Source organism: Muriicola sp., assembly GCF_049669965.1.
GTDB lineage: Bacteria > Bacteroidota > Bacteroidia > Flavobacteriales > Flavobacteriaceae > Muriicola.
The window spans coordinates 1-23662 of sequence record NZ_JBATLB010000056.1 but is presented as its reverse complement, the minus strand read 5'-3'; the positions used below and the strand labels follow the sequence as shown (position 1 = coordinate 23662).

The window sequence follows — 23662 nt, the reverse complement described above, 5'->3', positions numbered from 1 at the left end:
ATATTTTACGGCCCGAAAAATCAATTTCAAGATCTCATTGAATGTTTCTTCAGAATATTTCTCTTCTTAATTACAAGAATTTTAGTGATGTCAACTTTGAATTCGACACTAAAATAAATTGCTTTGTCGGAAACAATGGCATTGGCAAAACCAATATGCTCGATGCAATTTATCATCTGTCTTTTGGGAAGAGCTACTTCAATCCTATTGCCACTCAGAATATTAAACACGGTGCCGATTTTTTTGTGATCGAGGGGAATTTTATGTTAAACGAACGCGAAGAGAAGATTGTTTGCTCCCTAAAACGCAATGTTAAAAAAATTATTCGCAGAAATGGGAAGACCTATGAAAGACTAGCAGACCATATTGGGCTTCTTCCATTAGTGATCATTTCACCAGCAGACAGAGATCTGATCATAGAAGGAAGTGATACGCGCAGAAAATTCATGGATGGGGTTATCTCCCAATCGGACCGGGCATACCTGCAATCCCTGATGAATTATCAGAAGGTATTGGCTCAGCGCAATGCCCTGCTGAAGTATTTTGCTGCCAACCACACCTTCGATCCAGGAACTTTAAGCATTTACAATGACCAATTGCATTCTTACGGGCAGGAGATCTACGAAAAGAGAGCCAACTTTATTGAAAAATTTGAACCTATTTTCCAAGAACAATACAAACTCATTTCCGGAGAAAGTGAAGACGTTAGCCTGGTCTACAATTCCAGGCTGCATGAAGCAGAACTAAGTGAGTTGTTAACTTCCAATATAGAACGAGACAGGGCCCTTCAGTACACCAGTGTAGGGATCCATAAAGACGACCTCGATTTTCAGATTGGGGAGTATCCAATCAAGAAATTTGGGAGTCAGGGACAACAAAAGTCCTTTCTGATCGCCTTGAAATTTGCGCAGTTTCATTTTCTGAAGGCTTTGGTAAATACCACCCCCATCTTATTGTTGGACGATATTTTTGACAAGCTGGATGAACATAGAGTGGCACATATCATTACCTTAGTAGAAGATAAGAATTTTGGGCAGATCTTTATAAGTGATACCCATGCCGAACGTACCGAAAAGATCATCAAAGAAATTCATCAAACCTATAAGATATTTCCCCTGAAATGAAACAACTATCTATAGTAGTATTCCTTTTTTTCCTTTGTTCTTGCGGCCATTCGGTCACCAAAGAAGACCTTACATTTCTGGATGGGTACTGGGAGATTAAAAAAGTGAACTTTCCTAATGGTGATACAAAGACCTATGAGATGAATTCAACTGTCGATTATATTGAAATAACGGGCATTAAAGGATACCGTAAAAAAGTACAACCCCTTGCAGATGGCAGTTTTATAACTTCAGATGATGCAGAATACTTTAGCATAACAGATCGTGAAGGCATTTTTATTATGACGTATGAAAGTACCATGGATACCTGGGAAGAGGAGATCATCTCCATTTCTGAAACTGCGCTAGCCCTCAGGAATGAGGACCAAATTACCTATACTTATGAACGATATCAACCTATAATTCTGGAGTAAGGTGGTCCGAAAAAAGAACAACATATCACTGGGTGAAGGCTTGCAAGAATTTATTTCCACCAATAAGTTACAGAAAGGCATAGACAAGGTATTGGTAAAAGAAGCCTGGGTATCTCTTATGGGAAATGGCGTAAATAACTATACCACGGCCATTGACCTGCAAAACAGCACACTTTTTGTTTCGCTCTCATCCTCTGTTCTCAGGGAAGAATTAAGTCATGGTAAATCAAAAATTATCGCCTTGATCAATGAAGAGTTGGGGCGCGAAATAGTTTCAAAGATCGTGCTTCGCTAATAACATGCTGAGAAACAAAAAAAAGGACCTTCCGGAGAAGGTCCTTTAAATTATATAGGGCAATATCTGTTAATATATCTCTCTTCCGGAAAAATGGAAAGCTCCTTCAATGGCAGCATTTTCATCGCTATCTGAACCGTGTACAGCATTCTCCCCAATATCTTTTGCAAATAACTTCCGAATCGTTCCTTCGGCCGCTTCAGCAGGATTGGTAGCGCCTATCAGTGCTCTAAAGTCTTCCACCGCGTTGTCTTTCTCCAGGATAGCCGCTACAATTGGTCCTCTGGTCATAAAGGCCACCAATTCCCCATAGAAAGGACGTTCTTTGTGAATCGCGTAGAATTCTTGTGCATCGCGTTTGCTTAACTGAGTGTATTTCATGGCTATGATCTTAAAGCCCGCGGAGGTGATCTTTTCCAAAATAGCTCCTATATGGCCATTCTCAACCGCATCGGGCTTGATCATGGTAAATGTTCTTTTTGATGTCATTCTTAAAAATTTTCGGCAAAAATACACTTTCTGACCTCAACCCACAACATTAATACTGTTGTGTTAACTCATTGAGCACTTTACCATGGTCCCCCACCATTTGCATATGCACTTCATTAGATGATATATTTAGGATAAGCAGTCCAAAGCTTTTTTCTGCGATCACCTCCCCTATTCTATATGGATTTGGTTCCCCTGAATAACTCGCATACACATGAGTTAAGCCGCTGCTTGTAAAATCGATCAGCGGATAGGAAAGCCCGGGTAAAGTTATTTTAGAAAATTCTGAGATATGACGATCTCCCGATAAAACTATTACCCCCTCAGCACCCGATTCTTCAATGAGATTATTTAACTTATCCACTTCATGAGGGAAATTTCCCCAGGTCTCAAACCCGTGTTGGCTAGACAAGAACTGAATACTACTTATAAGAATATTAAAGTTGGCTTTAGAATTCCGTAATTCCTCCTCCAGCCAGGCCCATTGTGCCTCCCCTAACATTGTTCCTTCTCCGTAAGTGCCGGGTTGGTAGCGTTTACTCTTGTCCGTTGATGGGGTTAAAGCCGATCGGAAATAGCGAGTGTCCAGAACCAATATCTTTACAGATCCCTCGGGAAGATCATAGGTATGACTTGTGTAAACTCCTTGCTGTTCTCTGCGAGGGCTATCCAAAGGAACATCCATAAAATCGAGGAATACCTGCTCACTGGCGGCTTTCGATGCAAATTCTTCCCCTCCGTCATTTAGTCCGTAATCATGATCGTCCCAGGTACCTATCACCTGCATTTGTTCACAAATAGCCTTGTAGCCTGGAATCTCTTTCTGAATATCGAACATACGCGCAATTTCTGAAGCCTTATCAGTATCGGCATAAACAATGTCACCACCCCATATCCAAACATCTGGCTTCGCCGCCAGCACATCATCCCAAAGGTGGTTCTTTACCGTGTGTTTATTACAGGAACCAAAGGCAATAGTGAAAGAATCCTGCGAGCGCTGTGGCTGTTCCGGGACTTGCCCAGATTTACAACTGATAAATAAAACAACAAATATGCCGAGGCAGAAGTGGTTGGAATAGTTCATGGAGAAATACATTTAAAAACTTAAAAATAAAAGAATTGAGAGCTAATCCAGTAAGAAGTGCAAAAATTAAGCCTTATAACAAGAATTTTCATTGAAATATATACAAAAGGAGAAATCTCTGAATCTAATACTTTTGCTTCGCCAAATAATTATGACGCCTAGAGTTATTGAGAAAGCGTTAAAACTCTTAGTCCAGTTTCCAGGTTGGCAAGAGGTTTTTGATATTTTCTTTATTCAAATATTCCTTAAGTAAACCTCCTTTAATATTATTCACATCGAATTCGATTATAAATGCATTTTTATCAATATCCTCTATCAGCCTGTAGGTCCTTCTTATGTCAATTCTATTAATTACCGTATGTATTATATCCCTTTCCTTACGTGCGCCGCGTTTTCCATAACCTTTTGATGCCCTGTAGAGAGTTGTTCCCGTTTTTATAACACCTATAAGCTGTTCTTCAATAGTATTGGAATCATCGGATACTATCATTAAACCAACATAGTCCTCAAACCCTTCAATGGTCAAATCGATAATTTTAGCAGTTACAAGGAAGGTAAGGGTTGAATACATCGCTGTTTCTAACGAAATAGAAATGGCGGTAATACTAAATAAGATCAGATTAAAGAATAAGACTACTTTTCCGATACTAAAGCCAAATTGTTTATTTGCAAATATTCCAAGAATCTCAGAACCATCCAGCACTGCACCATTTTTTATGGTCAACCCAATACCTGCACCTAAGAATAGTCCGCCGAAAATGGAAATTAAGAGTTTATCGTCCGTAACCGGGGTGAAATTTTCAAAATGTACTACAATCGCCAGTGAAATAATGGCTACGACCGACTTTATTGTTATTCTCCTCGATAGCGTAAACCATGACATAACAAGGAAAGGAAGACTTACCGCTATAAGAATGACGGAAATATTAAATCCGTATAATTCGCTCAATAGAATGGCTATACCGGTTACGCCTCCATCCAGGAAACCATTCGGAAGTAAAAAAACTTTGAGTCCTAAACTGGCTAGTAATACCCCTACTCCTATTTGGAAAAATTCAGAAGAATATTTTTTCATTGTTATTTGCATTTGATTGGTTGATTAGATAATATCCTTTATTACATATGTTTACATAAAAAATAGGCTGAGTCTTAGCTTTTATAACTGCCCTGAAGCCAAATGAAACAAACTTGGATTGTTCAGTCACTTCTAAATTGCTCTACCCATAAAATCAATTAATTTTTTCAAAGTTAGACTTTCAATCTTGTTCTTAAGAGAATTCGTTAGACAAAAATAATAGTATTACTTTCAAGTATTAATAGTTTAACTATTTTTTGTGAATAGTAATAGTATTAATCTGATTTTTGAGTTATAAATTTGGTCCTGAAATAATTTAAATCTTTCAATTATGAAATCAGCATTTAACGCCTTAGGTCTCTGCCTTACAATGGCTATATCAACTACAGTTATTGGGCAGTCAACAAATTTGAAGAACGAAAATTCAGGGATTGTAAAAATTAACAGGAATCAAATTCGAGTAGAAACGGTTTTAACAAAAGAAGAACAGGACGCCTTAACTCCGGAAGAGGTGCTTGAAAGCTTAAGAGCGGGGAATGAAAGGTTCGTCCGAAGTGATCTTACCGCAAGGGATCACTCTTTTCAAATCCGCGAGAGTGCTGATGCTCAATTTCCAAAGGCCATCGTATTGTCCTGTGTTGATAGCCGCGTACCGGTAGAAGATGTATTTGATAAAGGAATCGGTGATATTTTTGTAGCACGGGTAGCCGGAAATTTTGTGAATGACGATATTTTGGGAAGTATGGAATTTGCAACCAAAGTTGCGGGTGCAAAATTGATCCTTGTCTTAGGCCATGAAAATTGCGGTGCTATACACGCCGCTATCGATGGTGCCGAACTGGGGAATATTACAAAAATGCTAACAAACATTAAACCGGCTATTACGATATCTAATGTCTCCCAAGGTCCGAAAAATTCCAAAAACAGACTATTTGTTCATGAAGTAAGTGAAAACAATGTTCGTATCGCCATGGAACAAATTGTCAAACATAGTGAGTTGATCAAGACGATGGTAGAGAACGGAGAAATCGATATCAAAGGTGCTGTTTATGATATGGATACTGGGGTTGTCAATTTTATAAACTAACAAAAGTTCAGATAAGACCTGCCTCGCAAAGAGGTGGGTCTTAATTTTTTTAAAGTAGGTTGAGTCAATTCTTTTGAAAGAATTGGTATTGTGTTCCACAAAAAGATCTTACCTATCTACTTACAACACCATGATGGAAATAGACTAAAATAGTCAAATCCAAAAATCACTAATCAATTATTTCTTATAGTCTTATATAGGTTTATTCCTTCTTAGGCAATTGAAATTTGTATTAAATTGTATCTTTGCACCCATGAAATCAGCCGATGTTGGGTCACTGAAAACCCTGCTTAGTAGTCCCCAGAAAATAGTGATCATTCCCCATAAGAACCCGGACGGCGACGCAATAGGAGCTGCCCTGGCCCTGAACTTCTATTTACAAGCCACCGGGCACAGTAGTGTTGTGATTGCCCCAAATGATTATCCCCAATTCTTAAAATGGATGCCGGGAACCAATGAGGTTATCAATTTTGAGAAACATAATGATACCGCAGTTAAGAGCTTGGAAACCGCCACGGTGATTTTCACGGTCGACTTTAATGAGCTCAGCAGAATAGGACATATGGAGGAAGCGGTGAAAAATGCCTCCGCTACCTTTGTAATGGTAGACCATCATCATAGTCCGGCAGCCTATGCCTCCATCATGTATTCTGATGTGACTATGTCTTCTACCTGTGAGATGATTTTCCATATGATTGCCGCATTAGGGGGCATAGAGCTTATTTCAGAAGATATGGCCAACTGTCTGTATGCAGGTATTGTAACAGACACCGGCTCCTTTAAATACGCTTCAACCACGGGAAAAACACACAGGGTGGTAGCCACCCTGATTGATAAAGGAGCGCAGAACTCGGAGATACACAAGAATATATTTGATACAAACACCGCCAGCAGATTGCATCTACTGGGGTGTGCCCTGAAGAATATGGTGATACTTCCTGAATTTCGCACCGCTTACATAACGCTGAGTCAGGAAGAATTAGACACCCATCAATTTAAAAAAGGAGATACCGAGGGTTTTGTGAATTACGGACTTACGCTGGAAAGCATCAGGTTCGCCGTCATTTTTATCGAAAATAAAGAAGAAAGGATCATAAAAATCTCTTTCCGATCGGAAGGCAATTTCTCAGTGAACGAATTTGCCCGCAGCTATTTTGAAGGGGGCGGACATACCAATGCTGCCGGGGGAAAAAGCAATAAGAGCATGGAAGAAACCGTCCACTATTTCAGATCCTTGTTGGAACAACATAAAAACGCATTATTGGCATGAAAAAATTTGCGCTACTGTTTCTTTTCATAAGTCTTATGGCCTGTAAGGGCCCGGAACCCCGTAAACCTGTCAAGGTAAATTCTGGTTCCTTTATGAAGGAATCTGTGGAGAGAAATAAACAACTCCTGGCTTCAGAAGAGCAATTGATGCAGGAGATCATTCAGAAAGACAGTCTCCATACCTACCTGGCCACCTCAGACGGCAGCCGTTATTATTACGATCTAAAAAATGAGGTAGCAACCTATACCCCACAAACGGACGACATTGTGCGTTTTACCTATGCGCTTTTCACTTTTAACAATGATACCATTTACAGTGAACAAGAAATTGGTCTTCAGATCTATAAGGTTGACAAGCAGGAACTATTTCCTGGGCTGCGTTCCAGTATTAAACTTTTAAAGGAGGGTGAAAAAGCAACTTTTCTCTTTCCTTCTTCTTTGGGTTACGGATATCCCGGGGATAAGAACAAAATTGGCGTAAATGTACCTTTGAAAGCAACGGTTACGCTACTGACTATTGAACCAAATATCATTACTAATTAAGAATAAAAAGTAACAACAATGAAAAATACCTATCTACTGCTTACCGCTATGCTAATCTTGATCAGCGGATGTAAATCTAGCCAATACACCCATCTTGGGGATGGCATCTTTGCTGATATCAAAACCAGTGAAGGCGACATTATCGTAAAATTGGAACATGATAAAACCCCAGTGACCGTAGCCAATTTTATTACCCTCGCAGAAGGAACAAGTCCCTTTGTAAGTGAGGAGTACAAGGAAAAAAAATATTTTGACGGACTCACTTTTCACAGGGTGATGAAGGATTTTATGATACAGGGAGGAGATCCTACTGCCACGGGGACAGGTAATCCGGGATACAGGTTTAAAGATGAGTTTGTGGATTCTCTCAGACATGATAAAGCGGGCATTCTCTCCATGGCCAATGGGGGACCTAAAACCAACGGTAGTCAGTTTTTTATTACCTTGAAGGAAACTCCCTGGTTAGATGGGGTACACACTGTATTTGGTGAAGTAATGGAAGGCATTGATGTAGTAGATTCTATAGGCGTTACAAAGACAGCTGCCAAGGACAAACCTGTTGTAGATGTCGTCATGAATTCGGTAGAGATCATCCGCAACGGGAAAGAGGCCAAAAATTTCGATGCCGTTAAGGTTATGAGCGATTACTTTGCCGCAGAAGAGGCAGAGATAGCTGCTATGCAGAAGATGAAGGAAGATTTTGCAAAAGAAATGATATCTCAAAAGAATTCTTTAGAGGCGTTACCCTCTGGTCTTAAAATGTTGATCTTAAAAGAGAGCAGTGGAGAGAAGCCCAAAGTTGGTCAGAAAGTATTAGTGAACTACGCAGGATATTTAGAGGATGGTTCTTTATTCGACAGTAATTATGAGGAAGTGGCCAGAAACTATAAAGTATATGATGAAGAGCGCAAGATTGGCGGAGGGTATGAACCCTTTCCTATGGATTTTAGTCCGGAGGCCAGGTTAATCCCCGGTTTTAAAGAAGGATTGATGAATATGAAAGTGGGAGACAAGGTGCGACTATTTATCCCACCCCATTTAGGTTATGGGCAACAAGGCGGCGGACCTATTCCCCCCAACGCCAATTTGGTCTTCGATCTGGAAATAGTAGATCTGGCAACCGAATAAATAAAAGCCCGCAATTGCGGGCTTTTATTATTTATTGGGGATCTCGGTAAGAATCACCTGAAGGAACTTCCAAAATTTCCTGACCGAAGAGATCTGCACCCGCTCATCGGGAGAGTGCGCACCTTTAATGGTGGGCCCAAAGCTGATCATGTCCATATTGGGATAGTGACTCCCTAAAATACCACATTCCAGACCCGCGTGGCAGGCAACTACCTCCGGTGTTTCTTTGAATAGTTTTTCGTACTGCGTTTTCAATATTGTCAGGATTTTAGAATTTGGGTTAGGGCTCCACCCGGGATAGTCACCGCTCAAACTTACCTTGTAGCCCGCCAGTTGAAATACGCTTTTAATGCTATGAGCCAGATCAAATTTTCCGGATTCTACAGAAGAACGGGTAAGGCATCCTATTTTTATACTACCCTGACCCACCTCAACCCGGGCCAGGTTATTGGAGGTTTCTACCAGGCCATCTAGGGCGGCACTCATGGCAAATACCCCATTATGGACACCGTAAAGCGCCGCTAGTAAGCTTTTTTGAGCGTTCTTTTCCATACTTGCTCCTTCAATCTTTTCCTCCAGAAGTTCAATCTTTAGTTTAGGCTCTCTCACAGACAATTCCTCTTGTATTTCCCTACTCATCTCTTCTATGGCATTCACGACTTCTTCATGCCCGGAATTGATCCCAAAATGCGCTACACTTTCCCTGGGAATGGCATTTCTAAGACCGCCGCCGGCTATTTGTACAATACCTATCTCACCTGCTTCAGATGCTGCATATAACAACCTGTTCATGATCTTGTTCGCATTTCCAAGGCCAAGGTGTATCTCAATCCCGCTATGTCCGCCGTTGAGTCCGTTTACCGTAAGTCGGAATCCCAAACTACCCACTGGCAGCTTGCTCTCCTGGTAAGTTCCTTCGGCCGTTATGTCTATCCCGCCGGCGCATCCAATGTCTATTTCATCGTCTTCCTCCGTATCCAGGTTTAATAAGATCTCCCCTTTTAACACTCCGGGCTGCAAGCCTTTGGCTCCTGTCATCCCCGTCTCTTCATCTATGGTAAACAAGGCTTCCAACGGAGGATGAGGAATAGAATTGCTTTCTAGCAGGGCCATGATGGCCGCTACACCCATGCCATTGTCGGCTCCAAGGGTAGTACCCCTTGCCTTTACCCAATCGCCTACCACATGCATCTGTATTCCTTCCTTATCAAAATCGAACACCATATCATTATTTTTTTGATGCACCATGTCTAGATGCGATTGCAGGACCACCGTTTTCTTAGACTCCATACCTGGGGTAGCAGGTTTTCTGATAATGACGTTCCCAACGGCATCTTTAAATGTCTCAAGGCCCAATGAAGAACCGAAGTTCTCCATAAAAGCGATGACGCGTTCTTCTTTCTTTGATGGTCTGGGTACTGCATTGAGATCTGCAAAATTTTTCCACACCACACTTGGCTCCAGTAGACGTACTTCTTGTTCCATACAAATTATTTAAGGATCAAAAATACGGAGACCAATAGAACATACCCATAAAATTGGGTATTTTTATCGCCATGAACTACCGTTTTAAGAATGGCATTGCACTTTCATTGATCGTTCAAATTCTCGCCATAAAATGGATCAAAAATCAGCCAGAGTTGGTTGAGAAATATTACAGTACAGGGCTGTATCCTTATATCTCAGATGCCTTGCGCTGGCTTTATGGATGGATACCTTTTTCGCTGGGCGATGTCCTTTATGCCTTACTGGTAGTGATCGCGGTACGGTATATCTACAAGAATAGACTACGCATACGACTGAAACCTTTGCCGTTTATAAGGGACATCCTGGTAGTGAGCGCCATTGCCTATTTCTCCTTCCATATGCTTTGGGGGCTTAATTATTACCGGCAACCTATTTACAAGACGCTGGCACTGAATGCAACCTATACCACACAAGAACTATCCGATTTTACCAGGGTGTTGGTAAAAAAAACCAATACAGCTCATAGCAGCGTATCCATAATGGATACCGTTCAGGTTACCATTCCGTATTCGCATACGGAGATCTTTAAAAAAACGGCACAAGGCTTTGATCGACTCAATTCTCAGCTACCCAATTTTCACTATCAAAACCCAAGCATCAAAGGATCTCTTTACAGTTTGTTGTTAACCTATATGGGGTATGGCGGGTATCTTAATCCTTTTACCCTGGAATCCCAGGTGAACCAAAAGATCCCCATCTCCCGCTTTCCCGTGGTGAGTTGCCATGAGATAGGGCACCAAATGGGGTATGCCGCGGAGAATGAAGCTAATTTTATTGGGTATTTGGCGGCCCTCAACAATGAAGATCAATACATTAGATATGCAGCGCTATCCTATGCACTTAGCTATTGTTTAGCGGAAATAAGAACCCAGGATGAAGAACAATTCAAGGAATTGTACAGCCAGGTGCATAGGGGGGTACAAAAAGACTACGAGGAATTAAACAGGTTCTGGGTCTCCTACGAAAATCCTTTGGAACCATTTTTTAAAATATTTTACAACTCCTTTTTAAAAGCGAACAATCAGTCGGCAGGAATTAAGAGCTATAGTCTGGTGGTGGGGCTACTGGTTGCCTACCATCAGGAGAATCCGCTTTGATCTTGTTTTTGGTTAGTAGACAGAGCTTACAAATTAGCCCTTTCCTCAAGTGTTAAATTAAGGTTAATACGTCATCAGTTCTGTCTAGTTGGTTATTTTTAGGCCGCTAACATAAAAACTAACAGTATATGAAATGGAGACTCCTTGTGCTCGCCGCATGCTGGCTGTGCACTACTCCTTTACTTTCTCAGGATTATTTTCCGAAGAATAACGGGGTTAAAGCAGAAAATAACAATTATACCGCACTTACCAATGCCAAGATCTATGTGACCCCTACCCAGATTATTGATAAAGGGACACTATTGATAAAAGACGGGAAAGTAGTAGCGGTGGGTACTTCCGTAAGTATTCCTTCTAATTCAGTTCAGGTAGACCTCAATGGAAAATACATCTATCCCTCCTTTATTGATGTGTACTCTACTTTTGGCGTAGATCAACCCAAAAGGCCTTCTGGCGGTGGCAGATCACCCCAATACGACCCTACCAGAGAAGGCTTTTACTGGAACGATCATATAATGCCGGAGGCAGATGCCATTACCGAATTTAAATACGACGATAAAAGTGCAAAAGCCCTGAGAGAAGCAGGTTTTGGCGTTGTTAATTCCCATATTCAGGATGGTATTGCCCGGGGCACAGGCGTTCTTATTGCCCTGAAAGCCGAAGGAAATGATGCGGAGCGAATCCTGGACGACAGATCTTCTCAGTATTTCTCTTTTACTAAAAGTGTTTTAAAAAGACAATCCTACCCTTCTTCCCTCATGGGATCGATGGCATTGTTACGCCAGATGTATTATGATGCCTCCTGGTATCAAAAAGGCAATGTAGCTACCAAAGACAGATCGCTTGAAGCCTTATTGGCAAACAACAACATGGTACAGATCTTTGATGCCGGTAATGCCGGTAATGTTATTCGGGCCGATAAGATTGGAGATGAGTTTGGCAAGCAATATGCCATCCTTGGCGGGGGTAACGAATTTGAGAACATCAATGACATCAAAGCAACCAATGCTCCGCTAATCATCCCGATCAATTTCCCGGACGCCATGGATGTTTCAGATCCTTATCAGGCAGATTTTGTGGCTTTAAAGGATATGCGTTTTTGGAACCAGGCGCCTTCAAATCCGAAAGTATTGGCAGATAATGGTATCTCTTTCAGCTTCACTTTACACGAATTGAAGAGTCCGGCTAACCTAAAGGAAAAAGTAATGAAGGCCATTGAATATGGTTTGTCCGAAACCCGGGCATTAGAAGCCCTGACCATCACTCCGGCATCCTTACTTGGCAAATCGAATGAAATTGGGAGTTTGCAAACCGGTCGATACGCAAATTTCCTGGTCACCTCCGGGAATCTGTTCGACAAGGAGACCACCCTTTACGAGAATTGGGTTCAGGGACAGAAGAACATTGTAAATCCTATGGACCAAAAAGATATCAGAGGCACCTATAAGCTTGCAGCGGGAGGTACCACCTATGTACTTTCGTTAAGTGGTGAACCTGCTAAACCAAAGGCAGAAGTTACGCTAGACACGGTGAAGCTAAGCTCCACTTTTAAGTATGACAGCGACTGGATCACGCTGACTTTCAATTCCGAGCAGAAGGAAACCTATAGAATGACGGCTCGCGTTACTCCAGGTGATGATAATTTTAATGGAAGGCTATTACTGCCCAATGGAGGGGATGGTTCATTTACCGCCACGCGCACAGCAGGACCTTCGGAAAAAACCACAGAAGAAAACGGATCTGAGAAAGAGGCACCCAGAGTGTTGCCCGTGACCTATCCAAACGTAGGTTATGGATATGCTCAAAAACAGGTTTCCAGGGACATGCTCTTTAAAAATGCCACAGTTTGGACGAGTGAAGCGGCAGGGGTCCTAGAAAATACGGATGTACTGGTTAAAAATGGTAAGATCTCCAAAATAGGAAAGGATCTAAGCCCTGGCAATGCCCAGGTAATCGATGCGACCGGAAAACACCTTACAGCAGGCATCATTGATGAACACAGCCATATTGCCGGCCTGTCTATCAATGAATCCGGACAGAATTCTTCCGCCGAAGTAAAAATGACCGACGTCATAGATCCTGAAGACATAGACCTCTATCGCAACCTTGCGGGTGGCGTTACCACCGTTCAATTACTGCACGGTTCTGCAAATCCCATTGGGGGCCGTTCGGCCATACTCCGACTCAAATGGGGGGAGTCTGCAGATAAGCTGGTCTTTGAGAATTCTCCTAAATTCATAAAATTCGCTCTTGGTGAAAATGTAAAACAGAGTAACTGGGAAAGCTATGATCGCTTTCCTCAAACCAGAATGGGGGTTGAACAGGTCTTTGTAAACTATTTTCAGCGAGCCAAGGAATACGATGCCCTGAAAAAAAGTGGCAAAGCCTTCCGCTACGATGAAGAAATGGAAGTACTGGTAGAGATCTTAAATGGGGAGCGCTTTATTAGTTGTCACTCATATGTTCAAAGCGAGATCAATATGTTAATGAAGGTGGCCGATAAATTTGGTTTTAAAGTGAATACGTTCACCCATATCCTGGAAGGATATAAAGTTGCTGATAAAATGGCCGCTCATGGTGTGGGAGGTTCAACCTTTAGCGACTGGTGGGCCTATAAATATGAAGTAAAAGATGCTATCCCATACAATGCAGCCATTATGGCCAGTCAGGGCGTTACGGTGGCCATTAACAGTGATGATGGCGAAATGTCCAGACGTCTCAACCAGGAGGCCGGTAAAACTGTAAAATACGGTGGCGTGTCTGAAGAAGAGGCCTGGAAGATGGTAACTATTAATCCAGCCAAATTGTTACATATAGATGAACGTGTTGGAAGTATCAAAGAAGGTAAAGAAGCCGATCTGGTGCTGTGGAATGCACATCCGCTGTCTGTCTATGCCAAGGCTGAAAAAACCATCATCCAGGGAACTACCTATTTTGATCTTGAACAAGACAAGGCATTGCGAGAGTCTATCAAAAAAGAGCGCGGTGAGTTAGTGAAAATGATGGTGGCTGAAAAGGATGGTGGCAGTAAAATGAAGCCCCCAACTCAGCGAAAAAAAGAACGATTCAATTGTGACAGTTTATAATTCAAAAGACATGAAAAAAATAATATATACACTAGTTGCCCTCCTCATAGGATCTGTACCAACGGGATTTGGGCAACAAACCCCGGCCCCGGCACAGACCGAAACCATCTCCATAACCGGTGTTACCGCTCATATTGGCGATGGCACTGTGGTAGATAATTGTACGCTCATTTTTACCGATGGTAAAATCACCGCTTTGGGCAGTGGCATATCGCCAGAAGGTAAGGTGATCAATGCCGCTGGAAAGCATCTTTATCCGGGATTTATAGCGCCAGGAAAATCGCTTGGCCTTATTGAGGTGAATGCGGTGAGGGCCAGTGATGACCAGGATGAAATTGGTGGCATGATCCCCCATGTACGCAGTCTAATTGCCTATAATGCAGAATCTAAGGTAGTAGAGAGTATGCGTCCTAATGGGGTACTACTTGGACAGGTTACTCCTAAGGGAGGAACCATCTCCGGAACTTCTTCTATTGTACAATTCGATGCGTGGAACTGGGAAGATGCCGCCGTAAAAGTAGACGATGGAATACACCTGAACTGGCCAAATACCTTCAGAAGAGGCCGCTGGTGGTTAGGTGAAGATCGCGGATATCAGCCTAACAAACAATATGGCGAACAAGTAGAAGAGGTCCTTGCCTTTCTTAGGAACGCACACGCCTATGGCAAAGGAAAATCAGCGAGCATTAATCCGGCTTTTGAAGCTTCACAAGGGATTTTTGACGGCAGCAAAAGACTCTACGTCTATGCACAGGATGAAAAACAGATCATTGACGCAGTAACCTCCTTAAAACAAGAAGGAGTACAACAGCTGGTATTAGTGGGTGGCTATCACGCGCACAGGATCACTGATTTCCTTAAAAAACACAACATTCCTATTCTGGTAAATTACACCCATACCCTACCAGATTTTGCGGATGATGATTACGACTTTACCTATAAACTGCCAAAACTATTGGTAGATGCAGGCTTGTTAGTGGGAATTCAAAATGCGGATGCCTCAAATTTCCAAACACGTAATCTTCCTTTTTACGCCGGGCAAGTGGTTGGACAAGGGCTTGAGAAAGAAAAAGCCTTGCAACTTATCAGCGGAAATACAGCAAAGATCCTAGGGATAGATAATCTGTATGGCACCCTGGCCGTTGGAAAAAGCGCTACCCTTTTTATTTCGGATGGCGACGCGTTGGATATGAGAGGAAATCAACTTTCCCATGCCTTTATAGACGGGCGTGAACTTTCTCTGGAAACTCACCAAACAGAACTCTGGAAACGCTATATGGGCAAGTTTAGCGGGCAATAGCACGTGCGTAAAAAGCGAGGGAATTTGAACTTTCCAAATTCCCTCGCTTCTTTTTTATTGTGGTTGTACCGGTAGTCTAACTTCCGCTGCATCCGGCTTTGCAAAAACGTCCTTGTCTTTCGCCTCCTTACTCAATGCTATACTCTCGAAAATTACCGTATTTCTGGCCTTTCCAATCTTTCCTTCTTCCACAAGATGCCAGGTGATCGACTTTGGCAGGACAATCCCCTCCAAGTTCGTCCAGTCGTCATAACGAATCCAATGCACATCGTCCGATCTCTCCCCTGTCCTATAGGTCACCGTATACCCTAGCCAGGCCATTTGGTACGTATCGGGATCATAATGAAGATAGTACTCGTCTTCCGGAGAAGTTCCTACCCCATTTTGATAACGGATGCCTATGCCCGGATACTCTTTTCTCTCAAAGACCAGGGGTTCGGTTTCAAAATATTCAATCCCATCATCTGCGAGCACAAAGGGCATTGCATAGAAATAGAACATAAGATTGTGATAAAAGACAGGATCTCCCTGATAGGTACCTCCGGGGTCTAACAGCCAAACATCCTTCCCGTCAAAACCCATTCTATAGTCGCTTGCTTCTATAATATCTTCTCTCGAATACAGATCTATGGTGTGAATCTCTATACCCGATTTTTTAGGGATTTCGTACGAAAGCGTTCGTTGTTGCTTCCATAAATCCAATCCTCCGTGCACCTTAAATACTTTCTGAAGTTGAGGGGGATAAGTTCTCGACTCAAGGGTAATTTCATTATCTACAGCTACTGCTTCTCTATCTGGCGCTTTGACTCCATCTCTACATCCTGCAAAGACCACGCAGAGAAGAATTATGATTATTCTTTGATTCATTTTGATGTTATTTTGATTTTAAAGGTCGGATATTCTAAGCAAAGTTTACGGATTGCGCTATTTTTGCCCCTATGCAGGCAGTAAAGCACATAACCAGCCCCCAGAATGCATTGATCAAAAAGTTGATGCAGTTAAAGGAGAAAAAGAAGGAACGCCTCCAAACAGGCACTTTTGTGGTGGAAGGAAAACGCGAATTGGAAATGGCCCTAAAAGGAGGTTACCATGTAGTGTCTATCTTTTTTTTCAGGGATCTTTTCTCTTTGGAGGAAGCTGTTATCTTGGTACAAGACTCCCGGCCACAACCCGAGTTCATTGAAATATCCAAAGAGGTATATCAAAAACTGGCCTACCGCGAAAAAACAGAAGGAGTACTCGCCATTGCCCGGGGCAAAAAACATGGACTGGACCTCTTAGACTTACCAAAAAATCCGTTGATCCTGGTAGCAGAGGCGCCGGAAAAACCGGGAAATATTGGAGCTTTGTTACGCACTGCGGACGCAGCGGGCCTGGATGCGGTGATCATTGCCAATCCTAAAAGTGATCTTTACAATCCCAACATCATCCGTTCTAGCATTGGATGTGTTTTTACGGTCCAAACGGCTACGGGAACTACTTCTGAGATCATCAACTTTTTACAAGAACGAAAAATTAATATATACGCGGCCGCCTGATCTGCTTCTATGCCCTATTCAACAGCCAAGTATACCGGGGCAACTGCATTGGTAGTGGGTACAGAATCTACAGGATTATCTGAGGCATGGCTTTCCCGGGCAGATGCACGGATCATTATTCCGATGGAAGGATGCATAGATTCTATGAACGTCTCTGTCTCTGCCGCAATTCTTATCTTTGAAGCCAAACGCCAGCGAACGTAATTAATAATAGTACTCCAATTGATAGTCCCTATGAGCAGTAACTCCCTTTACTATTTAATTTTTATCATCCTTATTGCAGAGTTCCTGATAGAAACACTGATGGACTATCTGAATGCCAGGAAATTCAAGGAGCCCATTCCCCAGGAGTTGTTAGATGTGTATGATGGGGAAGCCTATGCCAGATCTCAGGAATACAAACAAACTAATTATAAATTTGGGCTGATCACCTCTTCTTTTTCCCTGGTACTCACCCTCTGTTTTTTGGGGTTTGGTGGCTTTGAATGGGTAGATTCTCTGGTGCGTAGCTACACGGATCACCCTATTCCGCAAGCGCTGCTTTTTTTTGGTATTATTATGCTTGGTACCGATCTTATAACCACTCCATTCTCATATTATAAAACCTTTGTCATTGAGGAAGAATACGGTTTTAATAAGAGCACCCGGAAACTCTTTTTCCTTGATAAGCTCAAAGGCTGGGGCATGTTAGCCATAATAGGAGGTGGCATCTTATCTGTTGTGATCTGGTTCTTTCAATGGACAGGAACCAATTTCTGGTTATACGCCTGGGGACTTATCGCGGTTTTTACGATTTTTATGAACCTTTTCTACAGCCGACTAATTGTACCTCTTTTCAATAAACAGACCCCTTTGGAAGAAGGCGGACTAAAAGAGAAGATTCAGGGCTATGCACAAAAAGTGGGGTTCGAATTAAAGAATATCTATGTTATTGACGGCTCCAAAAGGTCTACCAAGTCCAATGCCTACTTTTCGGGCTTTGGTAAGGAAAAAAGAGTAACGCTTTATGACACCCTGATCCACGACCTTGAGGAAGAGGAGATCGTCGCGGTATTGGCACATGAAGTAGGTCATTACAAAAGGCAACATATTATCGTAAACCTGATAGCTTCCGTGGCACTCACGGGAGTTACTTTATTTGTCTTGTCCTTGTTTATCAATAACCCGGCAGTATCCATGTCTATAGGGGTTAGTACCCCAAGCTTCCATGCGGCCCTAATCGGATTTGGCATTCTTTACAGTCCGATCTCACAGCTCACCGGACTCGCCATGAATTACCTTTCCAGAAAGTTTGAATACCAGGCAGATAATTACGCGAGCAGCACCTTTGCTGCTTCTCCTTTAATTAGCTCTTTAAAGAAACTTTCCCGTAATAGCCTAAGCAATCTTACCCCCCATCCAGCATACGTTTTTATGCACTATTCGCACCCCCCTCTGATCAACAGAGTGAGGAACCTGCAGGCATGATTTTTGTTGGTAACTACAAAAGATTGTGGTAATTTTAGGTTATGAGGAGCGAAGCCGTACTAGATAAGGAGAACCGCGAAATTGCGAAGCAATACAAAGAACTACTTCGTATTAGCTATCAAACCCTGACTGCGGACGATAAAAAGCTGATCAGATCGGCCTTTGATGTTGCGGTAGACGCCCATAAAAATCAGCGGCGTAAATCTGGTGAGGCCTATGTTTTCCATCCTATTGCGGTGGCCAAGATCGTTGCATCAGAAATAGGTTTAGACGCGGTATCTATTGCCTCTGCCCTCTTGCACGATGTTGTAGAGGATACGGAATATACCCTGGATGATATTGAGCGCCTTTTTGGAGAGACTGTGGCCAGGATTGTGGACGGACTCACCAAAATTGCACATCTAAACAAGGATACCAATATTTCCCAACAGGCGGAGAATTTCCGTAAAATGCTCCTCACACTGCACGATGATGTGCGGGTGATCATCATCAAGATAGCCGACCGTTACCACAATATGCTCACCATGGATTCCATGCCTGAGGACAAGCAGGTAAAACTGGCCTCAGAAACCCTTTATATCTATGCGCCACTGGCCCATAGGATTGGCCTTTACAATATTAAAACAGAGCTGGAGGATCTCAGTTTAAAGTATACAGAACCCGAAGTTTACTATGATATTCTCAAGAAAATAGAGCATACCAAAGAAGAGCAATTAAAATACATCGATGACTTTACCTCGGTCATCAAGGGCTCTCTGGACACAGAAAATTTAGCGTATGAGATCAAGGGGCGGATGAAGTCTATCTTTTCTATTCGCCGGAAAATGAATACCCAGAATGTGTCCTATGATGAGATCTACGACAAATTTGCCATCCGCATCATCTACCAGTCAGACAGGCAAAACGAAAAATTCCTGGCATGGAAGATCTACTCTATTGTAACGGATCATTTCACTCCTAATCCTATTCGCTTGCGCGATTGGATCTCTTCTCCCAAGTCTACCGGTTATGAGGCCCTGCATATAACGGTAATGGGGCCCTTGGGTCGCTGGGTGGAAGTACAGATCCGCAGTCAACGGATGCACGAGATAGCGGAAAAAGGGTATGCCGCCCATTTTAAATACAAGCATGGGGATCAGAAAGAGCAGGGAATAGAAGAATGGCTCAACAAGTTGCAGGAGGCCCTCGAAAGCTCTAACGGAAATGCGGTGGACTTTGTAGAAGAATTTAAGCTCAATCTGTATTCCAAGGAGATATTTGTCTTTACCCCTAAGGGGGAACTAATTTCGCTCCCTAAAGGAGCCACTCCGCTCGATTTTGCTTTTACCATTCATACCGAAGTGGGCATGCGCACCAGGGGAGCCAAGGTGAATGGAAAATTAGTACCTCTGAGTACAGAATTAAAAAGTGGCGACCAGTTAGAGATCATCACTTCAGACAATGCCAAACCCAATCAAAACTGGTTAGAATACGCTACAACGGCCCGTGCAAGGTCTAAGATCAGGGCATCCTTAAGAGATGAAAAAAAATCTATCGCTGCAGAGGGAAAAGAGACTCTGAGGCGAAAATTAAAATCGCAAAAAGTTACCCTGAATGAAGATTCTATCAATAAAATGGTGGTTTATTTTAAGTTACAAACCAGTCTGGATCTTTTTTACAGAGTAGGTATTGGGGCTATAGACAATCAGAAGATCAAGGATTTTGCTTCTTCCTACAACAACGCATTTATTAGTTTTTTCAAGAACAGAATGCGGAAAAAGCCCGTCCCAGAGGAAATAGACAAGGATGAGATCACTTCCAAATACGATATGCTGGTCTTTGGAAAGGAAGAGGAGAAATTAGAGTATAAGCTCTCTCAATGTTGTAACCCTATTCCCGGAGATGAGGTATTTGGATTTATTAGTGTGAATGAGGGAATTAAAGTGCATAAAAAAAATTGTCCCAATGCCATTTCCCTGCAGTCTAACTACGCCTATAGGATCATCAGTGCGAAGTGGATAGATTCTACCCAGGAAGAATTTACCGCGGAGATAAAACTAACAGGGATAGATAACCTTGGACTCATCAATGAGATCACAGAGATCATCTCAGATAACATGCACGTGAACATGAGGAATCTTAATTTCGATACGGACAGTGGCACCTTTTCGGGCAAGATTACCGTGGTCGTAAAAAACAAGGCCATCCTCAAAAAATTGATTGAAAATCTCAAGCAGGTAAAAGGTATAGATAAAGTGAGCAGAAGCTGATGCCAGCTCATATCAAAGCCTTAATTTCGGCACTTAAAAGTCCTTAGATTTTATTTTTTTAGCTGTACATTTGCAGCAGGCCAGTAGCCTAAGTTACTATCATGGGAAACAAGGATCAAGAGATCGTTAAAAACGTATTTACTGCCTTTCTGGAGGGTAATGGGCATAGAAAAACCCCAGAGCGCTACGCCATTCTGCAAGAGATCTATGAGAGCGATAATCATTTTGACATAGAATCGCTTTACATTAAAATGAAGAATAAGAACTACCGGGTGAGCAGGGCCACACTGTACAATACCATCGAATTGTTGCTCGATTGCAAATTGGTTCGCAAACATCAGTTTGGAAAGAACCAGGCCCAATATGAAAAGTCGTATTTTGACAGACAACACGATCATGTGATCCTCACAGATACGGGTGAAGTCGTAGAATTTTGTGATCCTCGTATTCAATCGATCAAAAAAACAATAGAAGAGGTATTCGACATCAAAATAAATAATCATTCACTCTACTTTTACGGTACCAGAAACCAAAAAGAAAAAACAAACTAACAAACCAATACAGATACATGGCGGTAGATTTACTACTAGGGCTTCAATGGGGAGACGAGGGAAAAGGTAAGATCGTAGACGTACTTACTAATAATTACGATATCATAGCACGCTTTCAAGGAGGGCCCAACGCGGGACATACGCTAGAATTTGATGGGATAAAACACGTTTTACATACCATTCCGTCAGGTATATTTCATGAAGAAGCCATTAACGTGGTAGGTAACGGGGTAGTTATAGACCCTGTGATCTTCCGGAAAGAGCTGGCCAATTTGGCACAGTTCGATTTAGATATAAAATCCCGTCTGTTAATCTCACGGAAAGCACACCTAATATTGCCCACACACCGGTTGTTAGACGCCGCCTCGGAAACCGCAAAAGGAAAGGCAAAAATAGGATCAACCTTAAAAGGAATTGGCCCTACTTACATGGATAAGACCGGGAGAAATGGTCTGAGGGTAGGAGATCTGGAACTCGATAACTGGAAGGATAAGTACCGCACTTTGGCAGATAAGCATGAGGCCATGATCCATTTTTATGATGTGGACATACAATACGACCTGCAGGAATTGGAAGCCGATTTCTTCTCTGCGATAGAATCCTTAAAAAAACTCACCTTTATAGACAGTGAGGAATATCTCTACCAGGCCCAAAAAGAAGGAAAAGCGATCCTGGCAGAAGGCGCCCAGGGTTCTTTACTAGATATAGATTTTGGCACCTATCCCTATGTAACCTCTTCTAATACCACCGCGGCCGGCGCTTGCACCGGCTTAGGGGTGGCCCCCAATCAAATTGGAAAAGTATATGGGATCTTTAAAGCCTATACCACCCGGGTAGGAAGTGGCCCCTTCCCTACTGAGCTATTCGATAAAGATGGTGAAACTATGGGCAGAGTAGGCAATGAATTTGGAGCCACCACCGGAAGACCAAGACGGTGCGGCTGGTTAGACCTGGTTGCCCTAAAATACGCAGTACAAATTAACGGGGTAACTCATCTTATGATGATGAAATCTGATGTTTTAAGCGGATTTGAAACCATCAAAGTATGTACGGCCTATCACTATAAAGGATCAAAGATCTCCCACCTCCCTTACAATATTGAGGCCAGCAATGTTACCCCTGTTTACACTGAGCTAAAAGGCTGGAAACAAGATCTTACGAAGATGAATTCAGCCGAACAATTGCCAAAAAATCTTTTGGACTACATTGAGTATCTGGAAGAGGCTTTAGAGGTACCCATCCAAATTGTATCTGTAGGGCCAGACAGAACGCAGACCATCCACAGGGAAGTAGCGGTAACCTAAGGCATTTTCCTTTCAGTACTATTAAAACTGTATTAAAGAAGTTCCTTCTGCTTTAAAAAATCCTATTTTTAGTCAAAATTCTGCCCTTGAAAGGAATACGTTGCATACTTATCCTCTTGCTTTCTCTTAACTGGGTCAGTGCGCAGGATGCCGATCCCCAGCCAAGACAGATCAATATTGTATACGGGGCCAATTTTACCAAAGACGAAGTAAACTACCCCGGTGCTTCTATTTTTAGCAAAGATGACAGGCAAGTGCAATTTGAACATCAGGGCGCCGATCTTTGGTGCGACATTGCCATTTTTTATCAAAAAGAGAATAAATTAAAGGCCATTGGTAACATCAGGCTTACGCAGGGAGATTCCGTTCTGATGACCAGCGGCAAGATAGACTATGATGGGGATGTGAAGCTGGCAAAGGCCTGGGATAAAGTGGTGCTGAAGAATACAGACATGACCCTTAGAACAGATACCCTTTATTTTGACAGGGAAAACCAGGAATCGTATTACAATAACATTGGGACCATTGTAGATTCTGCCAACACCCTTACCAGCAAGATAGGGCGCTATTATATGGAACCAAAAAAATACCAGTTCCTGCAAAGTGTGAAGATCAAAAACCCAGAATACACGGTAGAGTCGGCCCACCTGGACTATTACACTACCTCCAAAAATGCCTATATGTACGGGCCTTCTACCATCACTGGCGACACCTATACCTTGTATTGTGAACGAGGTTTTTACGATACTAAGGTGGAAACCGGCTATGGAATAAAGAATACCAGGATCAATTACAACAACAGGATCATTGAAGGAGACAGTGTTTATTTCAACAAGCTGCGCGAATTTGCTTCTGCGACCAATAATATTAAGGTAACCGATACTATTAACAATGGGGTGATAAGAGCCCACTATGCAGAGGTCTACAAAGCGAAGGACTCCGTCTTTGCTACCAAAAGAGCTGTTTCTATTAGCCTTGTGGAACAAGATTCGCTTTATATCCATGGGGACACCCTTATGGTTACGGGTAAACCCGA

General features: G+C 42.4%; 20 protein-coding genes and 1 pseudogene. 16 read left to right on the top strand and 5 right to left on the bottom strand.

The window, feature by feature from the left end; translation table 11 throughout:
* Positions 1 to 41 precede the first annotated feature (41 nt).
* Genes recF through WBM49_RS03420 form a run of 3 tightly spaced genes read left to right on the top strand, consistent with a single transcriptional unit; the run spans position 42 to position 1832 of the window.
* Complete coding sequence (recF, locus tag WBM49_RS03430) at positions 42 to 1124, top strand: DNA replication/repair protein RecF (protein ID WP_424370664.1); 1083 nt, start codon at positions 42 to 44, stop codon at positions 1122 to 1124.
* Positions 1121 to 1537, top strand: coding sequence for a hypothetical protein (locus tag WBM49_RS03425; RefSeq protein ID WP_424370663.1), 417 nt, complete (start codon positions 1121 to 1123; stop codon positions 1535 to 1537). The genes recF and WBM49_RS03425 overlap by 4 nt, the downstream gene beginning before the upstream one ends.
* Before the next feature lies 1 nt (position 1538).
* A complete protein-coding gene (locus WBM49_RS03420; protein ID WP_424370662.1) occupies positions 1539 to 1832 on the top strand; it encodes a DUF721 domain-containing protein in 294 nt (97 codons plus the stop codon).
* 69 nt (positions 1833 to 1901) lie between these two features.
* Here WBM49_RS03420 and WBM49_RS03415 read toward each other — a convergent pair whose 3' ends face one another.
* The 3 genes from WBM49_RS03415 to WBM49_RS03405 all read right to left on the bottom strand — a co-directional run bounded on the left by WBM49_RS03415 (position 1902) and on the right by WBM49_RS03405 (position 4480).
* Positions 1902 to 2321 (bottom strand): nucleoside-diphosphate kinase, encoded by a 420-nt coding sequence (locus tag WBM49_RS03415; protein WP_424370661.1) that lies wholly within the window; start codon positions 2319 to 2321, stop codon positions 1902 to 1904.
* A gap of 49 nt (positions 2322 to 2370) precedes the next feature.
* Positions 2371 to 3405: an alkaline phosphatase D family protein gene (locus tag WBM49_RS03410; RefSeq protein WP_424370660.1), complete on the bottom strand. Its 1035-nt coding sequence runs from the start codon at positions 3403 to 3405 to the stop codon at positions 2371 to 2373.
* A gap of 187 nt (positions 3406 to 3592) precedes the next feature.
* The gene (locus WBM49_RS03405) at positions 3593 to 4480 is read right to left on the bottom strand and encodes a YitT family protein (RefSeq protein ID WP_424370659.1); all 888 of its coding nucleotides are present in this window, start codon (positions 4478 to 4480) and stop codon (positions 3593 to 3595) included.
* Between the two features lie 331 nt (positions 4481 to 4811).
* Here WBM49_RS03405 and WBM49_RS03400 point away from each other — a divergent pair, with 331 nt between their 5' ends.
* The 4 genes from WBM49_RS03400 (at position 4812) to WBM49_RS03385 (ending at position 8507) form a co-directional block, all read left to right on the top strand.
* Complete coding sequence (locus WBM49_RS03400; RefSeq protein ID WP_424370658.1) at positions 4812 to 5567, top strand: carbonic anhydrase family protein; 756 nt, start codon at positions 4812 to 4814, stop codon at positions 5565 to 5567.
* A gap of 253 nt (positions 5568 to 5820) precedes the next feature.
* Positions 5821 to 6837 carry a DHH family phosphoesterase gene (locus WBM49_RS03395; protein WP_424370657.1) on the top strand — a complete coding sequence of 339 codons (1017 nt, stop codon included), beginning with the start codon at positions 5821 to 5823 and terminating at the stop codon, positions 6835 to 6837.
* Positions 6834 to 7379 carry a gliding motility-associated peptidyl-prolyl isomerase GldI gene (gene gldI, locus WBM49_RS03390; protein ID WP_424370656.1) on the top strand — a complete coding sequence of 182 codons (546 nt, stop codon included), beginning with the start codon at positions 6834 to 6836 and terminating at the stop codon, positions 7377 to 7379. The genes WBM49_RS03395 and gldI overlap by 4 nt, the downstream gene beginning before the upstream one ends.
* A gap of 18 nt (positions 7380 to 7397) precedes the next feature.
* Positions 7398 to 8507: a peptidylprolyl isomerase gene (locus WBM49_RS03385; protein WP_424370655.1), complete on the top strand. Its 1110-nt coding sequence runs from the start codon at positions 7398 to 7400 to the stop codon at positions 8505 to 8507.
* Positions 8508 to 8534: 27 nt separating this feature from the next.
* Here WBM49_RS03385 and WBM49_RS03380 read toward each other — a convergent pair whose 3' ends face one another.
* Entirely contained in the window at positions 8535 to 9992 is a 1458-nt protein-coding gene (locus WBM49_RS03380) for an aminoacyl-histidine dipeptidase (RefSeq protein WP_424370654.1), read from the bottom strand.
* Between the two features lie 53 nt (positions 9993 to 10045).
* Here WBM49_RS03380 and WBM49_RS03375 point away from each other — a divergent pair, with 53 nt between their 5' ends.
* From WBM49_RS03375 to WBM49_RS03365, 3 genes are all read left to right on the top strand, one after another.
* Positions 10046 to 11131 (top strand): DUF3810 domain-containing protein, encoded by a 1086-nt coding sequence (locus WBM49_RS03375; RefSeq protein ID WP_424370653.1) that lies wholly within the window; start codon positions 10046 to 10048, stop codon positions 11129 to 11131.
* A 128-nt stretch (positions 11132 to 11259) separates the two neighbouring features.
* Entirely contained in the window at positions 11260 to 14217 is a 2958-nt protein-coding gene (locus WBM49_RS03370; protein ID WP_424370652.1) for an amidohydrolase family protein, read from the top strand.
* Positions 14218 to 14227: 10 nt separating this feature from the next.
* Positions 14228 to 15517: an amidohydrolase family protein gene (locus WBM49_RS03365; protein WP_424370651.1), complete on the top strand. Its 1290-nt coding sequence runs from the start codon at positions 14228 to 14230 to the stop codon at positions 15515 to 15517.
* Between the two features lie 54 nt (positions 15518 to 15571).
* Here WBM49_RS03365 and WBM49_RS03360 read toward each other — a convergent pair whose 3' ends face one another.
* On the bottom strand, positions 15572 to 16384 hold the full coding sequence (locus tag WBM49_RS03360) for a DUF6503 family protein (protein WP_424370650.1): 813 nt from the start codon (positions 16382 to 16384) through the stop codon (positions 15572 to 15574).
* Between the two features lie 71 nt (positions 16385 to 16455).
* Between WBM49_RS03360 and WBM49_RS03355 the strand changes: the two are divergent.
* From WBM49_RS03355 to WBM49_RS03330, 6 genes and pseudogenes are all read left to right on the top strand, one after another.
* Positions 16456 to 17259 (top strand): annotated as a pseudogene (locus WBM49_RS03355) (TrmH family RNA methyltransferase).
* A 30-nt stretch (positions 17260 to 17289) separates the two neighbouring features.
* Positions 17290 to 18522 carry a M48 family metallopeptidase gene (locus WBM49_RS03350; RefSeq protein WP_424370649.1) on the top strand — a complete coding sequence of 411 codons (1233 nt, stop codon included), beginning with the start codon at positions 17290 to 17292 and terminating at the stop codon, positions 18520 to 18522.
* A gap of 41 nt (positions 18523 to 18563) precedes the next feature.
* Positions 18564 to 20771: a RelA/SpoT family protein gene (locus WBM49_RS03345; protein ID WP_424370648.1), complete on the top strand. Its 2208-nt coding sequence runs from the start codon at positions 18564 to 18566 to the stop codon at positions 20769 to 20771.
* A 101-nt stretch (positions 20772 to 20872) separates the two neighbouring features.
* Positions 20873 to 21322: a Fur family transcriptional regulator gene (locus tag WBM49_RS03340; RefSeq protein WP_424370647.1), complete on the top strand. Its 450-nt coding sequence runs from the start codon at positions 20873 to 20875 to the stop codon at positions 21320 to 21322.
* Positions 21323 to 21339: 17 nt separating this feature from the next.
* A complete protein-coding gene (locus WBM49_RS03335; RefSeq protein ID WP_424370646.1) occupies positions 21340 to 22626 on the top strand; it encodes an adenylosuccinate synthase in 1287 nt (428 codons plus the stop codon).
* 110 nt (positions 22627 to 22736) lie between these two features.
* Positions 22737 to 23662: OstA-like protein (locus WBM49_RS03330; RefSeq protein WP_424370672.1), on the top strand; the 926-nt coding region annotated here is incomplete at its 3' end.

Bases quoted from the DNA above. Each gene is read 5' to 3' on its own strand.
- WBM49_RS03405 (WP_424370659.1), bottom strand. From the start codon at position 4,480: ATGAAAAAATATTCTTCTGAATTTTTCCAAATAGGAGTAGGGGTATTA.
- WBM49_RS03410 (WP_424370660.1), bottom strand. From the start codon at position 3,405: ATGAACTATTCCAACCACTTCTGCCTCGGCATATTTGTTGTTTTATTT.
- WBM49_RS03400 (WP_424370658.1), top strand. From the start codon at position 4,812: ATGAAATCAGCATTTAACGCCTTAGGTCTCTGCCTTACAATGGCTATA.
- WBM49_RS03425 (WP_424370663.1), top strand. From the start codon at position 1,121: ATGAAACAACTATCTATAGTAGTATTCCTTTTTTTCCTTTGTTCTTGC.
- WBM49_RS03350 (WP_424370649.1), top strand. From the start codon at position 17,290: ATGAGCAGTAACTCCCTTTACTATTTAATTTTTATCATCCTTATTGCA.
- recF (WP_424370664.1), top strand. From the start codon at position 42: ATGTTTCTTCAGAATATTTCTCTTCTTAATTACAAGAATTTTAGTGAT.
- WBM49_RS03395 (WP_424370657.1), top strand. From the start codon at position 5,821: ATGAAATCAGCCGATGTTGGGTCACTGAAAACCCTGCTTAGTAGTCCC.
- WBM49_RS03415 (WP_424370661.1), bottom strand. From the start codon at position 2,321: ATGACATCAAAAAGAACATTTACCATGATCAAGCCCGATGCGGTTGAG.
- WBM49_RS03340 (WP_424370647.1), top strand. From the start codon at position 20,873: ATGGGAAACAAGGATCAAGAGATCGTTAAAAACGTATTTACTGCCTTT.
- WBM49_RS03335 (WP_424370646.1), top strand. From the start codon at position 21,340: ATGGCGGTAGATTTACTACTAGGGCTTCAATGGGGAGACGAGGGAAAA.
- gldI (WP_424370656.1), top strand. From the start codon at position 6,834: ATGAAAAAATTTGCGCTACTGTTTCTTTTCATAAGTCTTATGGCCTGT.
- WBM49_RS03365 (WP_424370651.1), top strand. From the start codon at position 14,228: ATGAAAAAAATAATATATACACTAGTTGCCCTCCTCATAGGATCTGTA.
- WBM49_RS03385 (WP_424370655.1), top strand. From the start codon at position 7,398: ATGAAAAATACCTATCTACTGCTTACCGCTATGCTAATCTTGATCAGC.
- WBM49_RS03380 (WP_424370654.1), bottom strand. From the start codon at position 9,992: ATGGAACAAGAAGTACGTCTACTGGAGCCAAGTGTGGTGTGGAAAAAT.
- WBM49_RS03370 (WP_424370652.1), top strand. From the start codon at position 11,260: ATGAAATGGAGACTCCTTGTGCTCGCCGCATGCTGGCTGTGCACTACT.
- WBM49_RS03345 (WP_424370648.1), top strand. From the start codon at position 18,564: ATGAGGAGCGAAGCCGTACTAGATAAGGAGAACCGCGAAATTGCGAAG.
- WBM49_RS03360 (WP_424370650.1), bottom strand. From the start codon at position 16,384: ATGAATCAAAGAATAATCATAATTCTTCTCTGCGTGGTCTTTGCAGGA.